This window comes from Salinimonas sediminis, from assembly GCF_003429285.1.
Taxonomy (GTDB): Bacteria; Pseudomonadota; Gammaproteobacteria; order Enterobacterales; family Alteromonadaceae; genus Alteromonas; species Alteromonas indica.
Window position 1 is genome coordinate 845,596 of sequence record NZ_CP031769.1, and the last position, 24,954, is coordinate 870,549.

Here is a 24,954-nt window from a genome sequence, read left to right on the forward strand (position 1 = left end):
TTAGGCTCTGGGAGGACGATGGATACCAGGTTGTAGATGAGACGGGGGGGATGGGCGGTATGCGGCCAGTGCCATTTCGCCAAATGTTCCTAAATGGCTATCGGTATCTTTGAATAACACGATATGCGTAAAATGGCCGTGACAGGAACAACAATGGTCACAGTTGTCAGGTCCGGTATCGACAACAGAATTATTATCCGGCTGACAAACACTGGCGGCCTGAACACAGACTTCATGGTGTGATTCTGAAGAGTTTTCGAAGAAATTATCAAAAGCTAAAGCATCAGAGGCAAACAAAAACAGTTGGGCAAACAACATAAAGGCCGTAATTAGCGCCCTGTTATTATATCCGTTGTTTTGATGCGAACTCATTGCGTACCTTATTTTCCTGACAGCGCTAACTTAGTATCTTTGCTGTCAGAGGTCAAGAGCGACCTTAGATACAAAAACGAGCTCTCAAATTCATTCTGATACCCTTATCCGCCCAAATTTTTGCCGAAGACCTCAAAACTCAAACTATATTTATTTATCACTTCGTGACGGGGTTTTTATCGGTGTGGGGGAGGGTTAACTTTACTTATCAAGTAAGCGTTCAATTAAAAATAAAGGATAGTAAACCGCGCTATGCCGCTTAAAAAAAAGCATTACAGAGAGCTAATTTATATTACTTTTATTATCCGTGTTCCTACAATAGGCGCTTTTAGATAGCCCGTGAGATAGGGCGAACCAACACCGCGACATTTAGTAATACTACCTAATATCTCTAGACTTTTAGTTTAATATTCTACGGCAAAGAGGTAGTACCAACCAGAACAGGTTAGTATTGACTATCGTTGAAGCGCAGGAAAAATGATTATCGTTGAAGAGTAGGAAAAATGGTGGCCCCACCCTGACTTGAACAGGGGACCTGCCGATTATGAGGCTCAAACCGAGCCTTTACCGATAGTTACTTTATTTACTTGCTAATTACTTATTGTTTCATATAAATCAGTAGGTTATTGCGGTTTTGTTATCTCTGTTGCTTAATTTTTTAAGCAATTCAGCGCATTAGATTTTGCGCTCAAAGTAGCACAGAGGTAGCACAGTATGTCAGCAACAAAATTCAGATTTACAGAACAGGCCATTGAAAAACTGTCAGGCTCAGACAAACGGGCTCGATATTACGACGTTCAAATGCCAGGTCTCATCATTGATGTTCTTCCATCAAATAAGAAGACGTTTCGGGTTTATAAGAAGCTTCCAGGCACACAAAAGCCATTGTCGGTTACTATCGGCTCTTTTCCATCCATTGCAGTAGAGCAGGCCCGTAAGCAAGCTAGAAAGGCGATGGCGGATATTGCTGATGGAATGAACCCCAACGATAGCAAACGTCACTTCAGGGCCGCCTCAGTCACATTGGAGACCGTTTACGAGAGCTATAAACTTTCCAGAAAGCTTAAAGAAACTACGTTACGTGGCTACGAGCAGGTGATGGACTGTTATTTTGACGATTGGGCAAAGAAGCGTATGGCTGACCTTACAGAAACCCGCATCTATCGTCGGCATTGTGAACTGACTAAGCGAAGCCCTGCACAGGCCGACTTAGCTATGAGAACGCTCAGAGCGCTGTTTAACTTTGCTAGGGCTGAGTATAAATCCTCAGACGGCAGAACTTTGTTTCCTCACAACCCTGTTACTGTCCTGTCGGAAAAACGCTGCTGGAACAACGTAGCCCGCAAGCAGACAAGACTCCGACCTTCTCAGCTTAAGCCATTTCTTGCAGTTGTTCATGAGATGCGTGAGGACGCCATTGTTCATCGACAAGATTTCACTGCAACAGTATGTGACTTTGTTGAATTTATGGCATTTACCGGATTACGCAAAACTGAGTTGCTGGAGCTGGAATGGAAAAACGTATTTTTAGATGATCATCTCTTTTGCCTGGACGACACAAAAAATGGCCATGGTCTGGAATTACCAATCACCACGCCGCTGGAGGAAATCCTTAAGAGAAGGGCTAAGTACCGCGTTTCGGGTTTTGTTTTTGGTGCCGACAATCATCATGGGAGAGTGATGGAGCCAAAGAAAATAATTAAACAAATGAACGAACGCACGGATGTTTCTTTCACACTGCATGATCTTCGCCGCACCTTCTGTTCGGTTGCTGAAACTATTGGGGTAGGTACATACACATTGAAAAGGCTACTGAATCATAAGACCAGTCGCAGTGATGTTACTGCTGGCTACACCGTGCTTACAGCAGAAGAGCTAAGGGAACCAGCAGATAGAATCTGTCAGAGGCTATTGGAATACGCAGGCGTAAAGTCAACCGATAAAGATAGCGCCATTGATGACTTGACGAGGAAATTGGCGAGTTTGTCTAAATCGCAAAGGCTTGAACTTATGTCAGCATTATTGGCCTAGAGTATATCTCACAGTTAAAATGGGTGGTGACCATTCCTGAGGTAAAAAGTCGTTTCATAGTGGCTACATCGCCCATTTTTTAAATACTATTAATCAGCATCCCGACATTCTTCGCTGGTTAGCTCAATTTCAATAGTGGTATGCGATAACTCAAACTCTTGTAGCGCGTTGGATACACTTTCTTTAAGTTCGAGGTATTCAGCTTTCGACTCAAACTGACTAACGACGTGAACTGTCGCGACATGGTGCTCACCATCTAATGACCAGATATGCAGGTGATGCAGATCGCTCACAGCATCAAGTTCAAGCAGTTTATCAGTCACCTTTTGTAAAAGACTGTTGTCTGGTGACGCCTGAAAAAATAGCTTCACGGTGCTGATGAGGTTTCGGATAACGTTGAACAGAATGAATAGCGTAAATCCGATGGAAAGAACTGGATCCAGAACGGGCCAGTCTTTGAACTGCATAACAATAGCGACAATGAGTACCGCTACCCAACCTAAAACGTCTTCGAGTAGATGCCAGTTCAGAACTTTTTCATTCAACGATTTACCACCATGTAATTTATAAGCGGCGAAGCCATTGACCAGTACGCCAAGAATAGCCAGTGCAATCATGCCTTCTGTTTCTGGCATCTCTGGATTACTCAGCCGTGGCACTGCTTCATAAAGGATCCAGGCAGAACCAACGATTAAAACAATGCCGTTTATCAGCGCCCCGAGTAAGCTCAGCCGCCGATAGCCATAGGTAAACTCTTTCGTTGCGCTTTTAGTGCCGAGTTTATTCAGAAGCCACGCACTGCCAATTGACAATGTGTCACCTAAGTCATGCACGGCATCCGCCATAATAGCGGTACTGTTTGTTAACCATCCTCCAATAAACTCAATGATAGTGAAGCCAAAATTGAGGAAAAAAGCCCAGCCAATTTTTTCTGAGCTTTGGGAATGTGAGTGCCCCATACATACTCCTGTCGTGCCCTGGTTTTATCCAGGGCATTGTTGTTTTACTGTTTATCCGCTTTCCTGTGCACCAGTTGGTATAAGGTTGGGAGCACGAACAGTGTAAGTAAAGTCGATGAGATAATGCCGCCGATAACCACCGTCGCGAGCGGCCGTTGAACCTCAGCACCGGTGCCTGTGTTCAGTGCCATGGGCACAAAGCCAAGACTTGCTACCAGGGCAGTCATCAAAACGGGACGAAGCCTGACTATTGCCCCCTCAATGACAGCGGTGTAGAGCTCGCCTTTTTCAAACCACAACTGCCTGATAAAGGCGAGCATCACTAAACCATTCAATACGGCGACGCCTGACAATGCGATAAACCCTACACCGGCAGAAATAGACAGCGGCATACCCCGAATCCACAGTGCAAGTACGCCCCCAGTTAGTGCCAGCGGCACACCGGTGAAGATGATTAAAGCATCCTTTACTGAACCAAATGCAAGAATAAGGATGCCGACGATGAGCGCCAGCGTTACCGGGACCACCCAGGACAATCTTTTGCTGGCCGATTCCAACTGCTCGAACGTTCCGCCATATTCCAGCCAGTAGCCATCTTGTAGTTTCAAGTCTTCATTCAACGTAACCTGCAACTCTGCGACAAAACTACCCAGATCGCGCCCGCGAACGTTGGTTGTAACGACCACGCGGCGTTTGCCGTTTTCCCGACTGATTTGTGCTGGCGCGGGTTTGACTTCTAATGTGGCCACCTCCTGTAGCGGCACATACCCATCGGGTGTGGGGACTGGCAGTACCTTAAGCTTTTGAACGTCGCGTCGTAGTTGCTCTGGTAGGCGAATTACCAGTTTAAAGCGCCGGTCTCCCTCATAGATCAAGCCTGCTTGCTGACCACCGATACTGGTCGAAACCAGAGATTGGATATCGTCTATATTGAGGCCATAGCGTGCCATTACATCACGTTTAGGAATGACTGATAGCATAGGCAGACCGTCTACCTGCTCAACACGGGTATCTGCAGCGCCAGATAACCCTTTCGTCAGTGATGCAACCGAATTTGCTGATGCCAGCAATGTATCCAGGTCATCACCAAATACTTTAATCGCAATGTCGGCTCTGACACCGGAAATTAACTCGTTAAAGCGCATCTGGATAGGCTGCGTAAACTCGTAGTTATTGCCCGGTAGCGCAGTGACTGCTTTCTCAAGCTCCTTAATGAGCTGCGATTTAGGCTTATCCGGAGTGGGCCACTCAGAGCGGGGCTTGAGCATCACAAATGTGTCGGCAACATTGGGTGGCATGGGGTCGGTGGCCACCTCTGGCGTACCCACTTTCGCGTATATCTTGTCAACTTCTTCAAAGTCGATAATGGTTTTTTCAAGGAGTTCCTGCATTTCAACAGACTGCTCTAATCCCGTACCTGTAATACGCAGTGCATGCAGCGCGATATCCCCCTCGTCTAGCTGTGGGATGAACTCAGAACCTAATGTAGAGGCAAGCCATGAGCAAACCACAACGAGACCCAGCGCGCCTGCCAGAATAAGCGATTTGAACTTAAGCACCCACTCAAGCGCAGGTCGATAAATGGCTTTCGCCCCGCGGATTATAATGCTCTCTTTTTCGCTGATTTTTCCGCGCATAAATACGGCGATCGCAGCAGGCACAACTGTGAGCGACAATACCATCGCACAAAGTAGTGCGATTACCACGGTTGTTGCCATGGGGTGAAACATTTTTCCCTCTACGCCAGAAAGGGTAAATATAGGTAAGTACACGGCTGTGATGATACCCACGCCAAACAAGCTGGGGCGAATAACTTCTATAGTGGCGTCTTTAACCTCCTGTAAGCGTGCTTTAAGCGCCAGTAAGCCACCTTGTTGTTTTTGGGCTTCTGAGAGCCTGCGAATACAGTTCTCCACGATGATGACAGCGCCGTCCACAATCAAACCAAAGTCCAGCGCGCCGAGACTCATCAGGTTGGCAGAGACGCCCCGCTGAACCATGCCGGTAATAGTCATCATCATCGCGATTGGGATAACAGCCGCCGTAATGAGGGCGGCACGGATGTTTCCTAACAGTAAAAACAGGATGACGATAACTAGCAGTGCGCCTTCCAGAAGGTTTTTTTGTACAGTCTGGATGGCTTTGTCTACTAGCGTAGTGCGGTTATATACCACCTCTGCCTTAACCCATTCAGGCAATGATGTTTGTATTTGCTGAAATTTATCATTGGTGAGCGCTGCAACTTCACGCGAGTTTTCTCCGACCAACATCATCACGGTGCCCATCACGGTTTCTTTGCCGTTTCGGGTTGCTGCCCCTGTGCGCAGTTCTTTGCCCAGTCCCACTTCGGCGACATCTTTGACTAAAACAGGCACGGAACCTTTACGGCCGACAACAACGTTACTGATATCCTCAATTGATTTTAACTGGCCCGGTGAGCGGACTAACAATTGTTCGCCATTGTTCTCTATATACCCGGCTCCAGCATTGTCATTGTTGCTTACCAACGCTTTGCGGATATCTGCCATAGTCACACCCATTTCCAGCATCTTCGCTGGATGTGGCATCACGTGATACTGCTTGTCGTATCCCCCTATGGTATTCACTTCCACCACGCCTTTAACCTGAGCCAGTTGTGGTTTGATTATCCAGTCCTGAACTTCACGAAGTGCCATAGGCGTAGCGGACGAGCCGTCCGGCATTTTGGCGCCGTTTTTCGCTTCCAGCGTGTAAACGAAGATTTCACCCAGACCTGTTGCAATCGGTCCCATCTCAGGTTCAAGCCCCGGCGGGAGTACGCTTTTCAGCGTTGCTAACCGCTCATCGATAAGGTTCCGGGCAAAGTAAATGTCAGTTCCTTCTTCAAATACCACGGTGATCTGAGAAAGTCCGTAACGTGAAATAGAGCGCGTATAGGACAAATTGGGCAGACCATATAACGCCGTTTCAACCGGAAAGGTGATCCGCTGCTCAGCTTCAAGTGGCGAATAACCAGGTGCTTCCGTGTTTATCTGAACCTGAACATTAGTAATATCCGGCACCGCATCTATCGGTAGCCGCTGATAACTCCAAATGCCGATGCCTATGATGACGAGCACCAGGGTTAACAGCAGGTAACGCCGCTCGACTGAGAGGCGAACAATATTATCTATCATTTTCTCCCCCCATTAGTGCGCGTGAGATGCGCCGGATTTTTGTATATCCGCTTTGATTAAGTAGCTGTTGTCGACAACATACCTTTGTCCGACAGATAGTCCGGCGACGACTTCGGAAAAGTTGTCGTCCTGCAATCCTAAGGTTACAGGTGTTGCCTGATAAGCATTGCCTTCATTCAGGAACACAACCGGCTTATTGTTCAGGATTTGAATGGCCCGATTTTCTATTTTTACCGGCACCGATTTTTGTTGTGAGTCGACAATGCCTGTGACTAAATCGCCGGGAGAGAGTAGGCCGTCCTTGTTCACCACTTTTACCAGTGCTAGCTGGTAGGGTTGCCCTTCGTGAGAAGGAACAATGCTGGTAATCGTGCTCTCGAGTTGACGACCATTTGCGATAATGTGAACTGATTTACCTTCAGCAACCTGACCACGGTGAGCTGGAAACACCTTTAATTCCGCCCAAAGCACTGAAGTATCAACAATCGTAAAAAGCGGTGTTGTGCGGGTAAGCTCTCCGATATTCAGGTTGCGCGATACGACAACGCCATTGATTGGCGCTTTTACATCGTAAGACTGGAGGCTGTCATTTGACTGCACCTGCGCTATTGCCTCCCCGGCTTTCACAGTCTGGCCAATATCAGTAAAGAGCTGCTCAACAATTCCCGTAAACCGGGCGTGAACCTCGGCACGCTGTTGTGGCGGTATAGTCAACTGACCATAAACCTCGGTGTGCTTTTTTATTTCACCGCCCGTAGCAACGTTTGTGGTTACGCCAGCCTGACTGGAATACGCATCATCTATCTCAGTTCGGGCTTCGTGCTTCTCCCAATCCCACGAAAAGCTATTTTCTCCCAGTGAGAGTGCAATATTCGCGAGAAATGAGTGCGGCTCAGCGATAAAACTTGTGGACCTGAGCCCATTTTCATAGCTTTCAAAATGGATGATGTCCTGACGTCCTCCCATACGATTGAGCGTGACGTTAAGCGCGTCAGGTGGCAGCGGCTGGGAGCGATCAGCCCTTTCGGCCAGTAAATATGCTCCCTCTTTCGTATCCTGAATGCGTAATGTCAACGATACGCTGCTATTGGTAAATGTTTTCGATTCAGCCGTGTGGGATTGTTTACCACTTGCTGCGGCATTGGCATCCGTCAGACACAGTAGTAGTGAGATAATAACTAATAGTCTATTCATGGTTATTCCGGAATTCTTGAGTAGGAGAAGCCTGACCGGATACTCCGGTCCACTGTTCAACGAGTGACTGGTTCACTAACGCGCTTTCGCTCAATTCGATGACCTTTGCACGTGCCCGTATCAACGCATCTCTGGATGCAATCCAATCCTGGTAGCTGTATGCCCCTCGCTGGTAACCTTCGAGCACGAGCGTGGTAGCTGTTTCAAGGTCGGGCAAAACGGTGTCGTTGATATGCTTTACAGCATCAATGGTGAAATTGAGATATTGCTGTGCTTTAAACAGTAATGCTTTTATCTCAAGTATCTGACTGTCTCTGGCAATTACCGCGGCTTCTTTTTTCGCCAGGGCAGCCTGAGTAGCGCCTTGGTTTCTTTGTTCGGCAAAAAGCGGCATGGAAACAGCAGCAACAACAGACGTATCCTGAACTGCCTGAGAGCGCCGTACACCTATGCGCCATGAAATATCAGCACTGGCATTACTTTCTACCAGCTTTTGTTCAGCTTCTTTCACACTGATAGCTTGGGTGAGTCGTTCCACATTTGCTGATTCAAGAAACTGTTGATAAACAGCGGAATACTGCCGTTTTGCGGGAAGGGTACTAAGTGAACCCGAGATTTTATCGATTGCCTCAGCATCTCCCTGCCAAAATAGAGCAAGTGACTGCTTGGCAATAGCGAGAGCCGTTTCAGCGGATGCTTTGTCGACTCTGGCTTGATTGAGTGCGGCTCTGGCGCGCAGAAATTCAGCTTTATTGGTTGCGCCTTTCTCAACGCGCTGTTTAACAATAGATAAGGCTTCATCCGCGAGAGAAACAGACGTTTGTGCCAATGTCAGCCGCTCTTTAGCTGCGAGTGTTTTTACATATTGCCGGGTTAGTTCGCTTAACAGTTTGAGAGAAGCAACATAGCGCTCTGACTGTAACAGGGATAAATTGGCGTCAACTAAGGATACCCTTGCATCGAGCTTTCCTCCCATCTCGAAAACAGAGGAGAGTGAGACCGTCAGCTCAGCATCACTAATGCCTGATGCATCTCCTGAACCGAGCAGGTTTTCTGCTTCAACGCCAACGTGATAAGCCGGAGTGAGATTAGCCAGCGTTCTATCTGCCTCTGTAGCAGTGAGCAGCGACTGATACCGCTGTAAATCCGGGTGTTGCCGCAATGTCAGTCGTGCCGCTTGTTCGAGCGTTATCGTTTTGCTTATTGCAGTGGGTGATATGAATAGCAACACACTACTCACGATCACAGTGCACATACGCCTGCGCGCATGCGAAATAAAAGAGTTCATATTGTAAATCCTGGTCAGTAACTAAATAGATAAAAAATGACTAGGATTCAGGCTCTGGGAGGACGGTCGATACCAGGTTGTAAGTGAGAGGGAGGGAAAGGACGATATGCAGCTAGTGCCATCTCGCCAAATTTACCTAAATGGCTATCAGTATTTTTAAATAATACGATATGGGTAAAATGCCCGTGACAGGAGCAGCAATGGTCACAGTTGTCTGTACCTGCGTTGTCTGCAGCATCTTTATCTGGCTGGCAAACACTGGAGTCCTGAACACACAGTTCATGGTGTGATTCTGAGGCGCTTTCGAAGAAGCTATCAAAAGCAAACGCATCTGAGGCAAACAAAAACAACTGTGCAAACAGCATAAGGGCGGTAATCACCACCTTGCTGCTAGTTCTGTTGTTTTGATGCGATTTCATTGCGTTCCTCGTTCTATTGGCTGCATTAATCTATTAGCTTTAGCGCCGGAGATCAAGAGAAGGCGAAAGTCATATTGAATTTTGTGGACATTACAACAAAGTTTTATGCACAAAATAAGTACGTTCAGTAATAGATAAATAAATAAAAACTAAAAGATAACTAATAGCGACCCTCTACAGCCCAAGCATATTAAGGGCTTCACAGAAGATAGAACTTTTTTGATACACAAACAAAACTTTTTTCGTACGTTGATAAGTCGATTTCAAACCTTTCTCGTACACGAACAGAACTTTTTTCGTACACACGGCGAACTTATTTGGTACACAGCGACAGCAGCTCTTGCAGGCCTTGTCCAATTACTAAATTTGAATGAAGCTCATGAAGCCAGTTGTAATGGTTGAACCGCTGTTTTTCCGCTTCTGAAGGCTATTCCTTTTTCCTTTACCTTAATAGAACATGTTGGTAGGCAGTAGATCACATGCCTGAGAGCCTTGATGACTTTAGCTTTAAATTCGTACAGGTTCTTGCATTTACTTCTTTGGCTATGAAATACAGCTTCAAAAATTGCCCAAGGAATGAAATTACTTTCATTATTGCCCTCTTTATTCATAGAGTAAGCTTTCATATTTAAAAACAGATACAAATCGATTCCTAGTGGCGATCTCCGCTGAAAAAGTAATTGAAGTGCTCTAGAGTCTACAGGCATGGATTTTTTCACATCACTAATTGAGAAAGGTTTGGTTGTTCCTTTCGTATACATTTTTGCTGCCGTAAACCGCTCTTCGTTGGAGATCTTCATATCGAGAGCTGAGCGGAAACTAGAATAGAAGCTTGTCAACTGGCTAGATCCACTTTGCTCTCTTCCCACAACATCGAAAAATGCTTGTCGTTGAGACTTTTTAAGCTCTTCCTCAATTACTTCTTCGATTCCCGTTGTCTTCTCAAGTTTTGTGAATTGAGTTTGCCAGTAACAAATACTCATTCGCCCAAATGTGCCACCTGGAATACCGCTTTCGCATTCCAACTTTAAAGTTCGCCTGGCGTTTTCTTTTTCAGCCCATGTTATCGGTACGGTTTGCTTTTGGTGCAAAGGTAGTAGTACCGGATCAATAAGCACTGTCGGGTAGTACGCTATATATTTTTTGGGGACATCTTCGCAAAAAGATAACTCCCGGATTAGTTCGCTTGCGGATTTCATTAGATATTTACATCCTATACGCAAACTAACCGCTTGTTTTCTGACTATCTATCCAATTGTCAAAATCTTTGGAAGGAAAGAGTAACTTCCCATTCATTTTTATGTATGGGGGGACGGGGTTTTGCTCACCATATACGCGGTTTCTGTATATGCGATTGTATATGGTTCTTTTACTTGAGCGGAGTATGGCCGCTACCTCTTCTAATAAATAGAAGTCAGGCTTTGGTTTTAAGTGTCGGTTCATCACAGTAGTTACCTCTGTTCACTGGTAATGTTCAATGCTTACCGATGAAACTACAACGCAATGAGCAACGGGGTGGTCGAAAAACTAGGGTGACTTTGAGGGGGTTTTTCTGTTTTTAGGAAAAAGCGACATTAAGCTGCCAATTTGAGGCGTAGCTTTGATTAAAAAATGAACTGTGAATTTGGCATGCCAAATTAAAAAATGGAAAAGTCAGGCCTGAACAGCGGCTTTAATGCTGTTTATTCACCTTTAGATGAAATAAACACGCAAAGAAAATGACAACGCCTAGAATCAGTGCGCAGCCAGCAAGTAAAGGTCCCATAGTTAGATTCTCCCAGCTTTAATTGCATCAAAAAGATCGTGCTTAAGTTTGTCATAGCGTCGGGTAGCTCGAATAGCCAAAACCATCAATACCCAAACCTGAAACCATTCATATGCTGTCATGTCAGCCTCTTACTGATTTAGTGCCTGTTTTTTCATTAGTCAAAAAAAGACCGCTCAAAATTAGGCATGCCTAATTTCTATAGATAGGTATCGTAAAGCTCGCCTCGCGCCTGAGCGTCCTCAGCCTCTTCACGAGTCATGTGCTCACCATCAGCGATAACATTTCCCATACCATCATCCAGCTTATCCAATTGTTCATTTCCTTTGCTGTCTGTTCCATCACTGCCAAAAAAGGCGCTTACGATGAATAAAGCGACAACCGCTAAAATCCCTAAAAAACCTTCGAATCCCATTTTTACCTCCACGCTCAATTTGGCATGCCAAATTGATGGCTAAGTATTCCTTAGTATCTAGGTGCTATTAAAGCTAAGAAAATCTTAGTTTTCAATAGCAGATGTCGTACACCAATTGAAAGCAAATGATGGTTCGCCGTTCCCAATACGGTTAAAACAGGCAAGAACAAGGGTAGGTCTATCCCAAAAGCAATTAGGGATACAGGCAGGGATGGACAACTTCGTAGCGTCTGCGCGCATGAACCAGTACGAGCGCGGTGTTCATACACCAGACTTTAAAACGGTGCTGTCCTTAAGTGCAGTGCTGAACGTGCCCACTGCATTTCTGTTTTGTGTAGAAGATGATTTAGCTGAAGCGATATTGGAGTTTCATCAAAACAGACAATAGCGAAGTATCGTGACCCCAATAATAAGCCTTTTCATGTTTTTCTATATTTCCGTCTTATTTGCCTGATTGCCTCGTAAATTTTGCTAAGAACCCACCCGTAAAACAGAGGCATCATGAGCAATATCCCTCTCTTTTATTCGGGCGCTCCGCCGCCCGCTATGTCGAAGTCGAAAAATCGCCTTCAACATAGCGGGCGTCTGGGTTCTGGCGCTTACACGCAGAAATTTATTTGCAGATTGCATCCTGATTTATATGCAGGTAATCTTTAAACCACTAGCCCGTTCGGGCAACGAAAAAAGTCGGCGCTCTCCAGCTGCCGTTTCCACGTAGTGAGGCACCCTCACGTCCTTCTAAATATGTCATGCCGCGCCGCATTTTCGGCGTTCAAGTTCGGCGCTTAGTTGCTGCCGTTTCTATCTATTTTGATTTTTAAATCCCAGGCGAGATCGGTCCGAGCCTTGCGTTATGCGCTAAACAGGGGCGAATAGGCTTAAGTGTCGCTGAGCTGATTACAGCCAGTTAATCTTACAACCTAAGGAATGACATAATGTTTAATGAAGTACATGAAGTGTCTCAGCTCAAAGCCGAGACCCGACTAATCGCCAGAAAGCGGCATAAGCCGTCGAAGCTAGACAAATACAGTGTTTACTTGCGTAAACTCTATGAAGAGGGCGCAAGTAAAGCGGAGCTTCAGCGCTGGCTTGTTCGTAGAGGTGTTGCTGTAAACTGGACTACGGTGAAACGTTGGCTGGACAGAAATGCCTAAGTTCGCCAAAGCGAAAACGCAGGCGGAAAATGTAGTTAAAGGGCTAACAAAAGCAAGAATTATCAAGTCATATGGTACAGCCCGTAACTACGAACAAGCTCTTAAAACTGTTGCCAAGTGGACAAAGGAGAACAAACTAAACGGGCTTCAGTCGCTGACACCAGACGTTGCCAGGTATTACCTTGAATACCGCGCCGAAGCTGTAGGACAGAAAGCTCTTGATATGGAGCGTCAGGCCATTCAGTCAATGATGCAACTGAATGGCAAACTCCCTCCTAAAGCAACCATGTACCGCGTAAAGTCAGAGCTGGACGAAATTAAAAGGTCCAGAGCCTACACGTCAGAACAGGCACAAGCGGTATCCGAACATCAAAGTGAAACGCATCAACTTTCCACCCAAATTGCATATGCTGCCGGATTAAGAGCACATGAGCTTCTAACACTTGCCAGAGCAGAGGAGCGAAGCCCTGATAACCGTCCCGCGTTACACTCAAAATGGGCAGGGCGAGAAGGTCAGCTGTACACTGTTCAAGGAAAAGGTGGATTGATACGCCACGTTTTGATTCCTAACGACCTTGTCGTGGAGCTGGAAAAACGCAGATTTAATTATCCAGTGACTGTCAGAGACCGAAGAATAAACTACCTCCAACGTTATGATATTGGAGCCGGGAAGCGATGGTCAGATTCGTTTAGTAAAGCATCTAAGCGCGCTCTGTTTTTCTCTACAGGTGCCCATGGCCTCCGACATAGCTATGCGCAAGAGCGTATGAGCGAATTAATCGCGTTAGGATTTAGGCGAGCTGTTGCTCTGGAAACGGTTTCGCAAGAAATGGGGCATTTCAGGCCTGAGATTACGGAAGTTTATTTGTAGTTAGTTTTCTTATGCTCAAAATACATGGCATCCACAATCTATATATTTAAGAATTTCATTATACTTTCCCGAAAGGTACTAACCTCTTCTGACTTTAATTCCTCTAGGTAGTTGTAAAGCCATTCAGGACTTCGATGCTGGGTATTAGCGTGAACTCTTGTCAATTTCCAAAATAGGTTGCTCGCTTTCTTTCTATAGTTTCCACCCTCAATTGAGTCGACTCTGGGTAATTGCTCATCTCCCTCCAAATATTTTTCATATATAGCTTTCTCAATGCTTGGGAAAGGTAGTAAGAGGACGTCTTCCCTCCCTTGGACATACCTTTCTTCTTGTTGATCTCCATCGAGAACAGCTAACACATTTTCTTTACTGGAAAAGAAGTTCTGGGATTCATTGCGGTCAATCAAGTCAACTACTTGTGAGGCGCCTGCAATATGAATTATTTGGTATTCATGAAAAACAGTACTTTCGTTGTTTGATATAAGAAAATGTAAATAATGTGCTAATCGCTTGTCTTCTGTAAGAATATATTTTCCATAATCCTTAAACCCATACATAACGCTTTTCACAAACTCATATGGTCGGCATTCAATCTCAGTTTTTCCAGATTCTTGATTTGCTTCCATATAGAAAATTTCCCCTGGAAGAAGAGTCTTCATAAGAGCAAGGGAATGCGTAGTGAAAACTATATTCACTTCATAATCTTTGCAGAACTCTCTTAAGCTTTCTATTAAGTGAACCTGTGCGCGGGCATCAAGAGAAATGTCAATTTCATCAATTACAATAAGCTTCTTTCCCTTTTTAATATGCTTAAATAGACTTATTACAAAATACTCCCCAGAACTAAAGTAATCCTCTCTGATATAAAATCTTTCATCCTCATCCCTTAAAACAAAATAGTATTCTTGATTTTTTATTTTTACTTTTTTTAGGTTTGAGAATCTGGTCGTTTGATAAACTCTGTGTAGGAACTCTATTAGATCGTCTGGAGTTGAATAATCACCGATAGCAATTTTGCTTCTTATCTCCTCATCAAGATCGCTTAATCTTCTGAAGTGATGAAATCTTTCTCCATGAGGTAATGCCAGTTCTACAACAATTGAATCGATAACATCTTCATTGATGTATTGCTTTGTATCGACTATTGAAAGTTTTTTATTGAAACTGAATTCAAAATTAAACTCGCCCCACTGATAGGAGATCTTGCTCTCATCATTAAAAATGTAAGGTGCAGCTGTCTCTACGAAAGTACTATGTGTTGAAAGATTTCGTATAGCTCTAATGAGAGTCGTTTTCCCAACCCCATTTTCACCTGCTAGGCAGGTTAGGCCATGAATGGCAAGATTGGTTTTGAATTCGAGGGACTTAATGTGTTGTACATTTCTTATGGTTACTTCAAAGTCCATCTTATTTCACCGACTTCCTAATAAACATGTCAATGACCGTATTTCCATATTTCTTTTTTAACTTTGAAATATAATTTTTGTCCATCGAATTTAGTGATATCAGTTTTCCTGATAGAGACGAAATTCCTATATCCCTGAGCGACGGCTCACCATCACTATTTGACTTGATATTTTTGCTGACATAATCTTTAAACTTTTCTTCATCATTTATAAAAAAATGAAGCATGGTTTCAACGCTTTTCTTGTCTTTATTTGGAATCGTTACGATACCATTGGGCAAGATGTTGAAGCCTAAAATTTTAATCCGTTGACCTTGCAGTTGTACTTTTCTCTTAGCCAGGTTTAAAAATATCTCTGGATTAACCTTTTTGCTTAGTAATTTTTGAATTTTTTCTTCTATTTCTGGTAGAAAAGCATCGGTTTGAGAGGAGATTATGATGTCATCAGCATATCGGGTGTAAGTTAATTCTTCTTTCTTGCATATATTATCTAGGGCGTTGTCAAATTCGAAAAGGCAGAGATTGCTCAAAATTGGAGAGGTTGCGAATCCCGCAGGTATATGGTCATCAACCACTGTTAAATCCAGTAGCCTATCTCTGTAATCTACGATGTCGAGAACAGGAGTGTTTTCTAGTTGTGCTTCAATTGTATGGAGGATGTTTTCCTTCTTGAGACTTCCAAAAAAGTCCTTAATGTCTGCTTGGTAAAATACGCGATTATTAGCATGCTTTTCTACAGCTGTTCTTGTTGACTCCCCTTTTCTATATGAAAAAACAACGTCTTTATTGAATTCTGCGTATTCAAAAACTGCATGGTTAAGGAATCTATGGATCTGTTTTAATTTCGAGCTAGGAGCATACACAGTTCTTTTCTGAAGTGGGATTTTTTTAAATTCACTTTCTATGTCCAGCGTCAAGAACTCATCAAAGGAAACCTTGTTGTGAAATGTAGAAATGAAGATTTCTTCAAAGCTCCTTTTCATACCTAAATACCTTATTCCTTAAAATCAATTCAGATGTATTTTCTGCCGATGGGTCTTCTTACAATATCACAAGTTGAAGGAAACAAAATATGTACATTGAAATAGCGCTAGACCTATTGATAAGTCATTAAAGCTACGATGGAAAGCGGAAAGAGGGAGAAGTAAACTTACGACAGTTTGCATTACATACTTGCGCTACGAATATTTTGATTCCCAAAACATCGTAGCGCAGTTGTAATATGACTCATAGCTCGTAGGGACCTTCATTTGTGACTGGAGATGCTCCTAGTCGAAGGTATGCATATAATATATACGCTGTTCTATTTTCAATCAAGTCATTAAATCGTGGATTGTACTGTTACTTTGGAATAGATGACGCTAATCTATAAGTAGCACAGAGGTAGCACAAGCCATATCAGGTTAGTAATAACTATCGTCGAAGCGTAGGAAAGATGGTGGCCCCACCCTGACTTGAACAGGGGACCTGCCGATTATGAGTCGGACGCTCTAACCAACTGAGCTATGGGGCCATATAGAATGGGTTGCAAAAACAGCGTCGTATTTGCAAGTGCCGCGAAGTATAAGCAGTTTTTTTTGGCTTGTCACCCCAGGCAGGCTGGTTTTTGCCGGATTGAATTCTGTTTGGCGATAAAATAAGCAATGGCGGCGCGGTAGGCAATAATGTTGCTTGCCGCAGACTTCATTATTCACAGCGCGTTATTCGGCAAATTGCGTTGGGCAGGGGGTGGATTTAAGGATAGACTAAAGCCTTATGAAGTACTTAGCTTGGGTAAGTTTCACCACGCTATAGGGAAGGCGAAGTCTATGAAAATGCGTTTGTTGTTATCTCTTCTACCCAGCCTCATGTTGTTGGGCGGCTGCGATTTGCTTACCGCGAAAAAGCCGCCGGGTGATATTCCAATTCGGTTTGTAGACCTGCAAAAAACAGATGACTGTATGTATGAGGTTGAGCTGGCTAACCAGCGTTGGAACGTTGATTATCTGGCATTCTACTTATCCGAACCGCAGGTTCGTATTGAAGGCCGCTGGCAAGCCGTTTCATTTGTGCCTTCCAAATGGCAATCGCGTAAGTTGGCATTAATGCAGTTTCATGATGCGTGTAACAGCAACGAAACCAATACAGTCATAAAGTTGGATGCCAACAAAAAGTTGCTGGATCGGGCGTCGGCGATCAGTTTTACCATCGGCTTACCGTTTAGTGACAACCATTCGTTATCCGATAATTCGCCCCCGCCACTTAATAACGCTGCAATGTTCCAGTCTTTACGGGCCGGTCATTCCTTTATGCGCATAGAGTTGCAACAAGCCAATGAGCCACAGGCACTGTGGTCATTTATGCTGGCCAGTGGTGAATGCCATGCCGATAATGAGGATCAGGCACCGCGGCGTTGCGATAAGCCAAACCGGGTGACCCTTGAATTACCGTTACGTTTTAATGTTGAAGATTTACGCCTGCACGCTAAGCTCAGCCAAATGCTGTTTCGGGCGGATATGAGTGCAGGGACAGAATGCAATCTGGCTACGCCCGAGGGCAGTGAATGTAGAAAAGTGTTGTCTAACCTGACCGGTCGCGATTGGATTCGCTGGGACGCGCCCCATCAGGTCTACCTAAAACAGAACTAAAGTATAGCTTTTGATAACCGGTATAAAGTGCAAGGATAATTTTTTTTTGCTATATTTTGTTTTTATTATTTAACCTGTTAGCCAGCTTGTGCGGAGATAATAATGACAGACAAGCCCTTTCTGGTCAGTGGCCGTAATACCATTATTCATAAGGTACGAAAGTTCGACCTGCTTATATTAAATGGCGATGAAAATCCGCCGGTGTTAGTCACATTCCGTGGCCTGAAAGCGTTTGACGGAAAAATTCCTGAAAACAAGCGAGATGCTAAAATGGCGGATATGGAGCTTGTGGATTTGACCGCAGGCGACGTATTTGGCGATGAAAAAACCCTGGTGTTTGTACAAACGCTTAACGGTAAAGAATACAAAGTGGATTATAGTAAAGCTAAAACCAGTAGCTTTATTAAAATCCACCAGGACAGCACGTTCTGATAAAAAACCGGGAATCTGACTAGGTTTCCCGGTTTTTCTTACCTTTTACATTCTGTAAAGATATACAGGGCAGGACACCCGCTTGTTACTCTGCGGTTGTAGTGCCTGTTTAGCACTCTTGCTATTAAATTCAGCATCCATCTTCTGTATTTTTTCACCACATACATTTGTACCTAGTTAGCAGGCACACTAGCCCAATACGCTTACCTGAAGAGCGGCATTCCAGAGCGCGATACGGCTTAACGTGAAGCAGATGTCAGCAGCATGTTGTAAGGGTGTTACAAAGTGTGTGAATGCCGCGACCAACGGCCCTGCTAAACGATAGTTTATCGGCATTTATATAGCGTTTATCGCATAATCTCACATAGCCGTGATTGAGCGAAATATAGACAACCTTTGCGGTGAAGATGATTACTGTATTGGTGTGGCCAGCGCTAAAGCTGGTTGCATACAGGAGATAACCCCATGTCCAAGTCATCACTGCTTTGTAAAAGCCTGTTCACCGCGGCCTTAATAGCTACCACTTCGCTGAGCGTTTCCGCTACAGCGCAGGCCGCTTATCCTGCCTACATTGAAAATGACCTGATAAAAATCTGTACTGCGATAAGAGACAATAAGCCTATGCGGTTACAACGGATAGTTAAAAAAACGGGCTTATCTTACCGGCAGCTGCAAAACGGTCTGGTTTGTAATAACGATGATATGATGACCTTTGCCGCAAAACATCAGTCAGAAGCGACCAGTCAGCTACTGGCCAGACGGTTGGGTACCTCGCCCACCCTGACGGCAGCCCGGTAATGAGCGAGCCCTCGTCCTCCCGGTGGGAACAGCAACTGATACAGTATCAGCATGTTTCCGCCGGTTCGCAGGATGATGCAATTTTGCCCGCCCGTTGGTTGACCACCTCGGCAGACACTTCGCTCCCCACCGCACCCTTAGCGATTACCGCGGTATTCGTTATGCTCCCCGGTAAAATGCATTGCGACCTGGTGGACAAAGTAGCCAGTTTTGAACATATCGACCATACCATTAACCTTTCCCATTCCCAGCTAAGTGATTTTCCCGATCACGACGGCGTTTTCTTTATTTGCGACAAAACCAATTTGAAACCCTCGCTAGCGCGATTGGCAGATATTCCTTTCGTGGTAGCCGGCGCCAGTAATGCGCTGGCCATGCAGGCATTTGCCGCAAGGGCGGCAGGCTTTATTCGTTGTCCGGTCAGCCATACGCAGCTTACGCGCTGCCTGCAACATGTCTGTGCGTTAGTAAAGCTCGCCCAACACCGAAAGTTATACCATCAACTTGCCGGGTTACTGGCGCGCCAGATGCAATTGCTACCAGATGATATACCAGCCTGGTTAGCGCATCACTTGCAGCACCAGCAAAGCCGTAAGGTTACATTTCGCAGTGTCAACGCCTGGCATTGTCTTGATTGTGAAAGCATATTATGGGTGCAGGCGGCGGGGGACTATATGTGTATTTATACGCATAACGAGAACTATATTGTCAGAATTACGTTGGCTGATTTACGGCGGCGCTTGTGCCCCAATCAGTTTGAACAGGTAAACCGCTCGGTACTGGTGAACCGGTCATTTGTTAAGCAGGTAGAACCCCAGGGTCCTCAGACCGCATGGCTGAGGTTGCTGGATGGCACCCGGCTCAAAATCAGTCGGCGTTATTTCACCACTTGCTGGCAACAACTGGGGTAATCATAACCTGGTAGTGGTCGATGTGGCTCTGCTCACGTAACATAGTGGCATGGCGCATTAAAAAGTACGGTCAATGGGCGGATTAATAAACAAACTTCTGGGATTTGTCGGGTTGCTGATATGTTACCTGGCAGGTGAGATGTTGGTGCTGTGTGCAAATTTACCGATCCCGGGCACATTAGCGGGACTGCTGTTATTACTAGGTTTTTTGCTAGTACGCCAACAAGCTCCTGCCGCCCTAAGCGCTGGAGCAGGTCCGCTGCTTAACCACATGACCGTATTATTTGTACCCGCTGTGACGGCAGTTGTACTGTTTTGGAACGATATCCAGGCGCACTGGGTGGGCATTGTAGCCGCTATTGTGGGAGCAACCCTTGGCGCATTGGCTATCTCAGCATGGTTAGCGAGTTATATTTTCACGCCAACCGGGAGGCAAGACGATGCCTCCTGAGAAGGCCCTAGGCCTGATTGCTGAGCGTTTAACCCTGGTGTTTACGAACACCCTGTCAATGGCGGCGGTAGGCTGGATAGTGGCCACTTTAAGCTTGTACGCAGGGGCGCTGGTTATGCATAAAAAAGTTAACGCCCACCCTGTACTCCATCCGATGCTGCTTACGCTGGGCGGTGTATTGAGTTTATTAGCGTTAACCGATACCCCCATAAAGCTGTATCAGCAGCACACTGCGGTAATTCACTGGTTACTGGGCCCGGCAACGGTGGCGTTGGCCCTGCCGATGTACGCGCAGTGGCATAAAGTTCAGCAGTTAGGCTGGCGCCTGGTGGTGGCGGTATTGGTAGCAGGCGTGGTGGCCCCGGTGCTGGCGTGGGGATGTTTGTGGATAACCAATGCCCCTTTGGCTGTACAGCTAACTATGTTGGCAAAATCTATCACCACCCCGCTGGCCATGGAAACCAGTCGCATTATCGGCGGTATCCCGGCCCTGGCAGCGGTGTTTGTTATCGTCACCGGTATTGTGGGGGCCATTGCCGGGCCCGCGACTTTTCGCTTGTTGCATATCACCAATCCCCAGGCCCAGGGAATTGCGCTGGGCGCGGTGACTCACGCTATTGGCACTGCGCGGGCGATAAAAATGGGCGAGGCCCAAGCTGCCATGGCCAGTCTCGGCCTATGCTTAAACGGCATTATGACCGCGTTAATATTGCCGCTGGTAATCCCCTAAAAGAAACGCTTAACCAAATAGATATTCACCTTATGTCCTATGGACTTTTAGCCGATAAGTGCTAATAGTTTAACAACAGTTTTTTAATCTGAAGCCGCAGTATGGTGCTTAGTCTCTATGCTTATCAATCACGGCTTCGGTATGTAGGGATGGTAGATAACCTCGATGTTCTCGGTTTTGGTATGTGACGATTCAATGGTAGCCCGTAAGCAGGTTGCCAAAAGCCTTCCACAGGATTGGCAGGTAGCAGTTCATTTCGCCAAACACGGTGGTGAAGCATTAGCGCTGTTACAGCAGGGCAAGGGAAATTTACTCTTGCTGGACCTTAATATGCCGGTGATGGATGGTTATGAAACCCTGACCGCCATTCAGCAGGCCGGCTTACCGGTAAAAACCATCGTTATTTCTGGCGATATCCAACCAGAAGCGCATCAGCGGGTTACATCTTTGGGGGCGTGTGACTTTATTCGCAAACCAGTGGATGCGCCGTCGCTAAAAGCCATTTTGGTTAAACATGGCATACTGGCGGGCGATAACCAGCACGAAACCGATGCGTCGGGGCTTGACCCGGATATACGCGACTGTTATCAGGAGATAACCAATATTGCCATGGGCCGGGCAGGCGATCATTTAGCACGCATTATGAATGTTTTCGTGCACCTACCTATCCCAAATGTAAACCTGATTGAAGTCTCTGAGCTGCATATGATGTTGTCGGATATTGACAGCCATGAAGAAGTAACCGCAGTGTGTCAGGGGTTCCTGGGGCCGGGGATTCGGGGGGAAGCCTTGTGTATTTTAAGCGATTCCAGCTTTGAGGATGTGGCTAAAATACTGGATGTACAGGGCCAGGTAGATGACCGGATACAGTTGGAGTTACTGATGGACGCTGCCAGCATTCTTATTGGTACTTGTCTGAGCGGGCTGGCCGAGCAACTGGATGTCAATTTTAGTCAGGGCCACCCGGTCGTACTTGGCCAGCATCGTAATATTACCGAGATTATCGCGGCCAATCAGTTGACCTGGCGTCGTACCCTTGCCATAGAGTTGAGTTATGGGCTAGAGGGGTACAATGTGCGCTGCGACCTGATTTTACTATTTACCGAAGACTCCATGGTTACTATGAACAACAAATTGGCCCATTTGTTGGAGGATATTTGAATGAGCGATTCTCTGGAAGAACTACAGGAATTTCACTGGATGATGGATATGTTGCAAACAGTGGATGTAGGTATAGTGGTATTGGATCGTCATTTTCAGATAAAAGTATGGAATGCTTTTATGGAAAGCCACAGTGGCTTGTTACCCAGCGAAGTCCGAGAAAAGTCACTATTTTCCTTATACCCGGATATTGACCCCAGCTGGTTTGGAAAGAAAGCCAAACCTGTATTTGAATTGAAAACCCGCGCATTTATGACGTGGGAACAACGCCCTTATTTATTCAAGTTTCCCAATTACCGGCCGATTACGGGTAATGAGCAGTACATGTACCAAAACATTACGCTGTCACCGCTGACCTCTGCTAACGGCACCGTCGAGAATATCAGTATGATGATTTACGACGTCACTGACATTGCAGGGGGCAAAAAGCAGCTTGAATCGTTGCAGGTTACCCAAAGTGAAATGCTGGAGCGCCAGCAGCGGATGAACTGACTCAATAGCCGGCACGCAGTAGCACACTGTGTTGCTAACTGAATTTTTCATACCAGCAGTTACGGTGTATCTATGATCAGAGTTCAATTCCTGCGCGGTTCAGCCTGCCGCTGGCCATTGTGTGTATTAGTCGGGTTAAGCATCATGCTTACGGCGTGTGGTGGAGGCGGCGGTGATAGCGGCGCAAGTTCAGATAGTACTTTTGCTGTCAATGCCGGCGCCGACGTTCAAACCAGCGAACAAACCACCGTATTTATGAGCGCACAGGTGTCAGGCGCGCAAGACTCGCTAACTTACCAGTGGCAGATTAGTCCTGCTTTAGACATCACTCAGGAAGATAACACCACTGCACAAGCTTCTGTCACCCTGCCGGTACTTGAACAGGATACGCAATACACTGTTCAGGTAAGCGTGACCAATAGCAGCGGCACAACGGTTACTGATGAGCTGATTATTACCGCGGTGGCGCAAAACGACCTGCCGGTAGCTGACATAGCCGTGCCCGATACTGCCGAAGATGATGGACGCTATCCCGCGGGCGTGGTCCTCACGCTAGACGGTTCGGCCAGTACCGATGCCGATGCCAGTGACCCGGACAGTCCAATATCCAGCTGGCAATGGACCCAGTTGGAAGGGGTAGATGTCACCAGCGATGTGGCGATGGACGGCCAAACTATTACGTTTACTACACCGGTGGCCAGTACTGAACAGTTACTGCGGATCCAACTTACGGTTGAAGATGAAGAGGGTGCTACAGGATCGACTACGGTTAGCTTACGGGTTATGGCTGATACCCAAACCAAGCCCACGGTAGACGCAGGATCTAACCAAGGTGTATTTAGCGCCGAACCGATCATCTTAGAAGGTATAGCCGACTCCACCGTGCCTTCTGCACTGCCGTTAACCTATGAGTGGGAAGTCTCGGACAACCAGCAAATTACTATCGAAAATACTGAAGCATTATCAACCTACGCCCGCGCGCCTTTGGTGGATACCGCACAATCCTTTTCTTTTACCCTTAATGTCACTGATGCCAATGGTAACCAGGTCAGCGATAACATTACGGTTCGTGTACGCCCCATGCCAGTAGCCTTATTGAATGATACCGGCGTGATCACCCAGGCAACCGAGTCAAGCCTGAGCAGTACCCAGCAAAATACTTACCCGGGCCAGGACGGGCAGCGCGGCGCAGATATTCTGGCTAGTGCCGGATTATTGGAAAAAGCCGGGCGGGGAGAGGCGGGTTTCGACTTCACCAAGCTCAACGACAACGGCGATGAACAGGATGCTGATGTCACGGATTTTAGTTGTGTACGTGATAACACCACCGGCCTGGTATGGGAGGTAAAAAGCGCGGACAGCGGGCTGCATGGTAGCGCCCATACCTATACCTGGTATCAGGCCGACAATAACGGTGGCACTGAAGGGGACGAAGGTACGCCCGCCACCTGTTCATTTGCAAGTAAGGGATGTAATACCGGCAATTTCGTTGAAGATGTCCGCGATGAGGGGTTGTGCGGGTTTTATGACTGGCGTTTACCAAGCCATCTGGAACTAATGAGTATTGTGCATTTTGGGCAGCAAAATAGGGCGATGGTTGATGCCCAGTATTTTCCCAATACCGGCACTATCAGTAACGGGCCTTTGTGGTACTGGACCTCACAACCTGGGGCGGATGGGGTCATCAGTGATGCGGCCCAGAATGCTTGGGCGGTAGATTACGCCTCGGGCGTGGATAATTTTTTGAATAAAAGTTCAGCAGCCAGAGTTCGGTTGGTCAGAGCGGGGAGAGAATAATGAAACGTTTACAGATTGCCTTACTGGCGTTATTCAGCCCATTTTGCGTCGCTCAGTACTGTCTTACCAGCGGCCTTGAAACCACCCCGGACGAAAATTTAAGCGCGCTGGATAGTGACAGCGTCTTGCATTCCACTACTAATCTGGTGTGGAAACGTTGTGCACAGGGCCAGACCTGGGACGGCACAACCTGCACCGGGGAGGCTAAAAAATACAGCTGGCAGGAAGCTTTGGTAGCAGCGCATAGCGCGAATGACGATAATCAGATGGGCTGGCGGGTGCCGAATATAAAGGAACTCGCTTCAATAACCGACCGCCTGTGTGTACGGCCAGCTATTAACGAAACATTTTTTCCGGCCACGCCGCCAGATGACTTTTGGACATCTACCCCGTCGCTGTCTGACCCACAACGCGCCTGGGTAGTGGCGTTTTTCAACTCGAGCCATTCGATAAAACAAAAAGACCGTTTTATCTATTTACGGCTGGTGCGTACATACACCGGATCTTAAGCGCCAGATTAATCATTT

At 46.1% G+C, this 24,954-nt stretch carries 25 protein-coding genes and 1 tRNA gene; 14 read left to right on the forward strand and 12 right to left on the reverse strand.

What is annotated here, in order from left to right; all coding sequences use genetic code 11:
- Nucleotides 1-372, reverse strand: coding sequence for a hypothetical protein (locus tag D0Y50_RS03795; protein WP_108568187.1), 372 nt, complete (start codon nt 370-372; stop codon nt 1-3).
- A gap of 714 nt (nt 373-1,086) precedes the next feature.
- On the opposite strand from D0Y50_RS03795, the gene D0Y50_RS03800 reads away from it, so the two are divergent.
- Entirely contained in the window at nt 1,087-2,403 is a 1,317-nt protein-coding gene (locus D0Y50_RS03800; protein ID WP_076011447.1) for a tyrosine-type recombinase/integrase, read from the forward strand.
- An 89-nt stretch (nt 2,404-2,492) separates the two neighbouring features.
- Here the strand turns inward: D0Y50_RS03800 and D0Y50_RS03805 are convergent, their stop codons facing one another.
- From D0Y50_RS03805 to D0Y50_RS03840, 8 genes are all read right to left on the reverse strand, one after another.
- Entirely contained in the window at nt 2,493-3,362 is an 870-nt protein-coding gene (locus D0Y50_RS03805; protein ID WP_076011446.1) for a cation diffusion facilitator family transporter, read from the reverse strand.
- 44 nt (nt 3,363-3,406) lie between these two features.
- Entirely contained in the window at nt 3,407-6,517 is a 3,111-nt protein-coding gene (locus D0Y50_RS03810) for an efflux RND transporter permease subunit (RefSeq protein WP_076026003.1), read from the reverse strand.
- 12 nt (nt 6,518-6,529) lie between these two features.
- Nucleotides 6,530-7,711: an efflux RND transporter periplasmic adaptor subunit gene (locus tag D0Y50_RS03815; protein WP_076012111.1), complete on the reverse strand. Its 1,182-nt coding sequence runs from the start codon at nt 7,709-7,711 to the stop codon at nt 6,530-6,532.
- Nucleotides 7,704-8,999, reverse strand: coding sequence for a TolC family protein (locus tag D0Y50_RS03820; protein WP_117315597.1), 1,296 nt, complete (start codon nt 8,997-8,999; stop codon nt 7,704-7,706). Before D0Y50_RS03820 ends, D0Y50_RS03815 begins: the two co-directional genes overlap by 8 nt.
- Nucleotides 9,000-9,046: 47 nt before the next feature.
- The gene (locus D0Y50_RS03825; RefSeq protein WP_117315600.1) at nt 9,047-9,418 is read right to left on the reverse strand and encodes a hypothetical protein; all 372 of its coding nucleotides are present in this window, start codon (nt 9,416-9,418) and stop codon (nt 9,047-9,049) included.
- A 377-nt stretch (nt 9,419-9,795) separates the two neighbouring features.
- Nucleotides 9,796-10,617, reverse strand: coding sequence for a hypothetical protein (locus tag D0Y50_RS03830; RefSeq protein WP_117315602.1), 822 nt, complete (start codon nt 10,615-10,617; stop codon nt 9,796-9,798).
- 25 nt (nt 10,618-10,642) lie between these two features.
- Entirely contained in the window at nt 10,643-10,861 is a 219-nt protein-coding gene (locus tag D0Y50_RS03835) for a helix-turn-helix transcriptional regulator (RefSeq protein ID WP_076012107.1), read from the reverse strand.
- Between the two features lie 521 nt (nt 10,862-11,382).
- Nucleotides 11,383-11,598 (reverse strand): hypothetical protein, encoded by a 216-nt coding sequence (locus D0Y50_RS03840; protein WP_076012115.1) that lies wholly within the window; start codon nt 11,596-11,598, stop codon nt 11,383-11,385.
- 115 nt (nt 11,599-11,713) lie between these two features.
- On the opposite strand from D0Y50_RS03840, the gene D0Y50_RS03845 reads away from it, so the two are divergent.
- The 3 genes from D0Y50_RS03845 to D0Y50_RS03855 all read left to right on the forward strand — a co-directional run bounded on the left by D0Y50_RS03845 (nt 11,714) and on the right by D0Y50_RS03855 (nt 13,623).
- On the forward strand, nt 11,714-11,986 hold the full coding sequence (locus D0Y50_RS03845) for a helix-turn-helix domain-containing protein (protein WP_076012106.1): 273 nt from the start codon (nt 11,714-11,716) through the stop codon (nt 11,984-11,986).
- A gap of 547 nt (nt 11,987-12,533) precedes the next feature.
- On the forward strand, nt 12,534-12,752 hold the full coding sequence (locus D0Y50_RS03850; protein ID WP_232366449.1) for a hypothetical protein: 219 nt from the start codon (nt 12,534-12,536) through the stop codon (nt 12,750-12,752).
- Nucleotides 12,745-13,623, forward strand: coding sequence for a site-specific integrase (locus tag D0Y50_RS03855; protein WP_117315606.1), 879 nt, complete (start codon nt 12,745-12,747; stop codon nt 13,621-13,623). The genes D0Y50_RS03850 and D0Y50_RS03855 overlap by 8 nt, the downstream gene beginning before the upstream one ends.
- A gap of 38 nt (nt 13,624-13,661) precedes the next feature.
- Here D0Y50_RS03855 and D0Y50_RS03860 read toward each other — a convergent pair whose 3' ends face one another.
- From D0Y50_RS03860 to D0Y50_RS03870, 3 genes are all read right to left on the reverse strand, one after another.
- Nucleotides 13,662-15,029, reverse strand: coding sequence for an AAA family ATPase (locus tag D0Y50_RS03860; protein ID WP_117315608.1), 1,368 nt, complete (start codon nt 15,027-15,029; stop codon nt 13,662-13,664).
- A 1-nt stretch (nt 15,030) separates the two neighbouring features.
- Entirely contained in the window at nt 15,031-16,011 is a 981-nt protein-coding gene (locus D0Y50_RS03865) for a reverse transcriptase family protein (protein ID WP_117315610.1), read from the reverse strand.
- Between the two features lie 453 nt (nt 16,012-16,464).
- A tRNA-Ile gene (locus D0Y50_RS03870) sits at nt 16,465-16,541 on the reverse strand.
- A 295-nt stretch (nt 16,542-16,836) separates the two neighbouring features.
- Here D0Y50_RS03870 and D0Y50_RS03875 point away from each other — a divergent pair.
- The 10 genes from D0Y50_RS03875 (at nt 16,837) to D0Y50_RS03920 (ending at nt 24,936) form a co-directional block, all read left to right on the forward strand.
- Nucleotides 16,837-17,655, forward strand: a complete 819-nt coding sequence (locus tag D0Y50_RS03875; protein ID WP_170145443.1) for an MbnP family protein — start codon at nt 16,837-16,839, stop codon at nt 17,653-17,655.
- A 102-nt stretch (nt 17,656-17,757) separates the two neighbouring features.
- Nucleotides 17,758-18,087 carry a hypothetical protein gene (locus D0Y50_RS03880; RefSeq protein ID WP_108568189.1) on the forward strand — a complete coding sequence of 110 codons (330 nt, stop codon included), beginning with the start codon at nt 17,758-17,760 and terminating at the stop codon, nt 18,085-18,087.
- A 465-nt stretch (nt 18,088-18,552) separates the two neighbouring features.
- Complete coding sequence (locus D0Y50_RS03885; RefSeq protein WP_117315612.1) at nt 18,553-18,885, forward strand: DUF3718 domain-containing protein; 333 nt, start codon at nt 18,553-18,555, stop codon at nt 18,883-18,885.
- Nucleotides 18,885-19,796, forward strand: coding sequence for a LytTR family DNA-binding domain-containing protein (locus tag D0Y50_RS03890; protein ID WP_117315614.1), 912 nt, complete (start codon nt 18,885-18,887; stop codon nt 19,794-19,796). The genes D0Y50_RS03885 and D0Y50_RS03890 overlap by 1 nt, the downstream gene beginning before the upstream one ends.
- Before the next feature lie 73 nt (nt 19,797-19,869).
- Nucleotides 19,870-20,247 (forward strand): CidA/LrgA family protein, encoded by a 378-nt coding sequence (locus D0Y50_RS03895; RefSeq protein ID WP_108568192.1) that lies wholly within the window; start codon nt 19,870-19,872, stop codon nt 20,245-20,247.
- A complete protein-coding gene (locus tag D0Y50_RS03900) occupies nt 20,237-20,977 on the forward strand; it encodes an LrgB family protein (RefSeq protein WP_232366450.1) in 741 nt (246 codons plus the stop codon). Before D0Y50_RS03895 ends, D0Y50_RS03900 begins: the two co-directional genes overlap by 11 nt.
- 165 nt (nt 20,978-21,142) lie before the next feature.
- Nucleotides 21,143-22,138 carry a response regulator gene (locus tag D0Y50_RS03905; protein WP_108568193.1) on the forward strand — a complete coding sequence of 332 codons (996 nt, stop codon included), beginning with the start codon at nt 21,143-21,145 and terminating at the stop codon, nt 22,136-22,138.
- Complete coding sequence (locus D0Y50_RS03910; protein ID WP_108568194.1) at nt 22,139-22,630, forward strand: PAS domain-containing protein; 492 nt, start codon at nt 22,139-22,141, stop codon at nt 22,628-22,630. It abuts the gene before it with no gap.
- Nucleotides 22,631-22,702: 72 nt separating this feature from the next.
- Nucleotides 22,703-24,427, forward strand: a complete 1,725-nt coding sequence (locus tag D0Y50_RS03915) for an Lcl C-terminal domain-containing protein (protein WP_117315616.1) — start codon at nt 22,703-22,705, stop codon at nt 24,425-24,427.
- The gene (locus tag D0Y50_RS03920; protein WP_108568196.1) at nt 24,427-24,936 is read left to right on the forward strand and encodes an Lcl C-terminal domain-containing protein; all 510 of its coding nucleotides are present in this window, start codon (nt 24,427-24,429) and stop codon (nt 24,934-24,936) included. Before D0Y50_RS03915 ends, D0Y50_RS03920 begins: the two co-directional genes overlap by 1 nt.
- The last annotated feature ends 18 nt before the right edge of the window (nt 24,937-24,954 follow it).

Bases quoted from the DNA above. Each gene is read 5' to 3' on its own strand.
- D0Y50_RS03795 (WP_108568187.1), bottom strand. From the start codon at position 372: ATGAGTTCGCATCAAAACAACGGATATAATAACAGGGCGCTAATTACG.
- D0Y50_RS03880 (WP_108568189.1), top strand. From the start codon at position 17,758: ATGACAGACAAGCCCTTTCTGGTCAGTGGCCGTAATACCATTATTCAT.
- D0Y50_RS03915 (WP_117315616.1), top strand. From the start codon at position 22,703: ATGATCAGAGTTCAATTCCTGCGCGGTTCAGCCTGCCGCTGGCCATTG.
- D0Y50_RS03850 (WP_232366449.1), top strand. From the start codon at position 12,534: ATGTTTAATGAAGTACATGAAGTGTCTCAGCTCAAAGCCGAGACCCGA.
- D0Y50_RS03890 (WP_117315614.1), top strand. From the start codon at position 18,885: ATGAGCGAGCCCTCGTCCTCCCGGTGGGAACAGCAACTGATACAGTAT.
- D0Y50_RS03810 (WP_076026003.1), bottom strand. From the start codon at position 6,517: ATGATAGATAATATTGTTCGCCTCTCAGTCGAGCGGCGTTACCTGCTG.
- D0Y50_RS03830 (WP_117315602.1), bottom strand. From the start codon at position 10,617: ATGAAATCCGCAAGCGAACTAATCCGGGAGTTATCTTTTTGCGAAGAT.
- D0Y50_RS03860 (WP_117315608.1), bottom strand. From the start codon at position 15,029: ATGGACTTTGAAGTAACCATAAGAAATGTACAACACATTAAGTCCCTC.
- D0Y50_RS03910 (WP_108568194.1), top strand. From the start codon at position 22,139: ATGAGCGATTCTCTGGAAGAACTACAGGAATTTCACTGGATGATGGAT.
- D0Y50_RS03825 (WP_117315600.1), bottom strand. From the start codon at position 9,418: ATGAAATCGCATCAAAACAACAGAACTAGCAGCAAGGTGGTGATTACC.
- D0Y50_RS03875 (WP_170145443.1), top strand. From the start codon at position 16,837: ATGAAAATGCGTTTGTTGTTATCTCTTCTACCCAGCCTCATGTTGTTG.
- D0Y50_RS03820 (WP_117315597.1), bottom strand. From the start codon at position 8,999: ATGAACTCTTTTATTTCGCATGCGCGCAGGCGTATGTGCACTGTGATC.
- D0Y50_RS03895 (WP_108568192.1), top strand. From the start codon at position 19,870: ATGGGCGGATTAATAAACAAACTTCTGGGATTTGTCGGGTTGCTGATA.
- D0Y50_RS03865 (WP_117315610.1), bottom strand. From the start codon at position 16,011: ATGAAAAGGAGCTTTGAAGAAATCTTCATTTCTACATTTCACAACAAG.
- D0Y50_RS03885 (WP_117315612.1), top strand. From the start codon at position 18,553: ATGTCCAAGTCATCACTGCTTTGTAAAAGCCTGTTCACCGCGGCCTTA.
- D0Y50_RS03905 (WP_108568193.1), top strand. From the start codon at position 21,143: ATGTTCTCGGTTTTGGTATGTGACGATTCAATGGTAGCCCGTAAGCAG.
- D0Y50_RS03920 (WP_108568196.1), top strand. From the start codon at position 24,427: ATGAAACGTTTACAGATTGCCTTACTGGCGTTATTCAGCCCATTTTGC.
- D0Y50_RS03900 (WP_232366450.1), top strand. From the start codon at position 20,237: ATGCCTCCTGAGAAGGCCCTAGGCCTGATTGCTGAGCGTTTAACCCTG.
- D0Y50_RS03800 (WP_076011447.1), top strand. From the start codon at position 1,087: ATGTCAGCAACAAAATTCAGATTTACAGAACAGGCCATTGAAAAACTG.
- D0Y50_RS03815 (WP_076012111.1), bottom strand. From the start codon at position 7,711: ATGAATAGACTATTAGTTATTATCTCACTACTACTGTGTCTGACGGAT.
- D0Y50_RS03835 (WP_076012107.1), bottom strand. From the start codon at position 10,861: ATGAACCGACACTTAAAACCAAAGCCTGACTTCTATTTATTAGAAGAG.
- D0Y50_RS03840 (WP_076012115.1), bottom strand. From the start codon at position 11,598: ATGGGATTCGAAGGTTTTTTAGGGATTTTAGCGGTTGTCGCTTTATTC.
- D0Y50_RS03805 (WP_076011446.1), bottom strand. From the start codon at position 3,362: ATGGGGCACTCACATTCCCAAAGCTCAGAAAAAATTGGCTGGGCTTTT.
- D0Y50_RS03855 (WP_117315606.1), top strand. From the start codon at position 12,745: ATGCCTAAGTTCGCCAAAGCGAAAACGCAGGCGGAAAATGTAGTTAAA.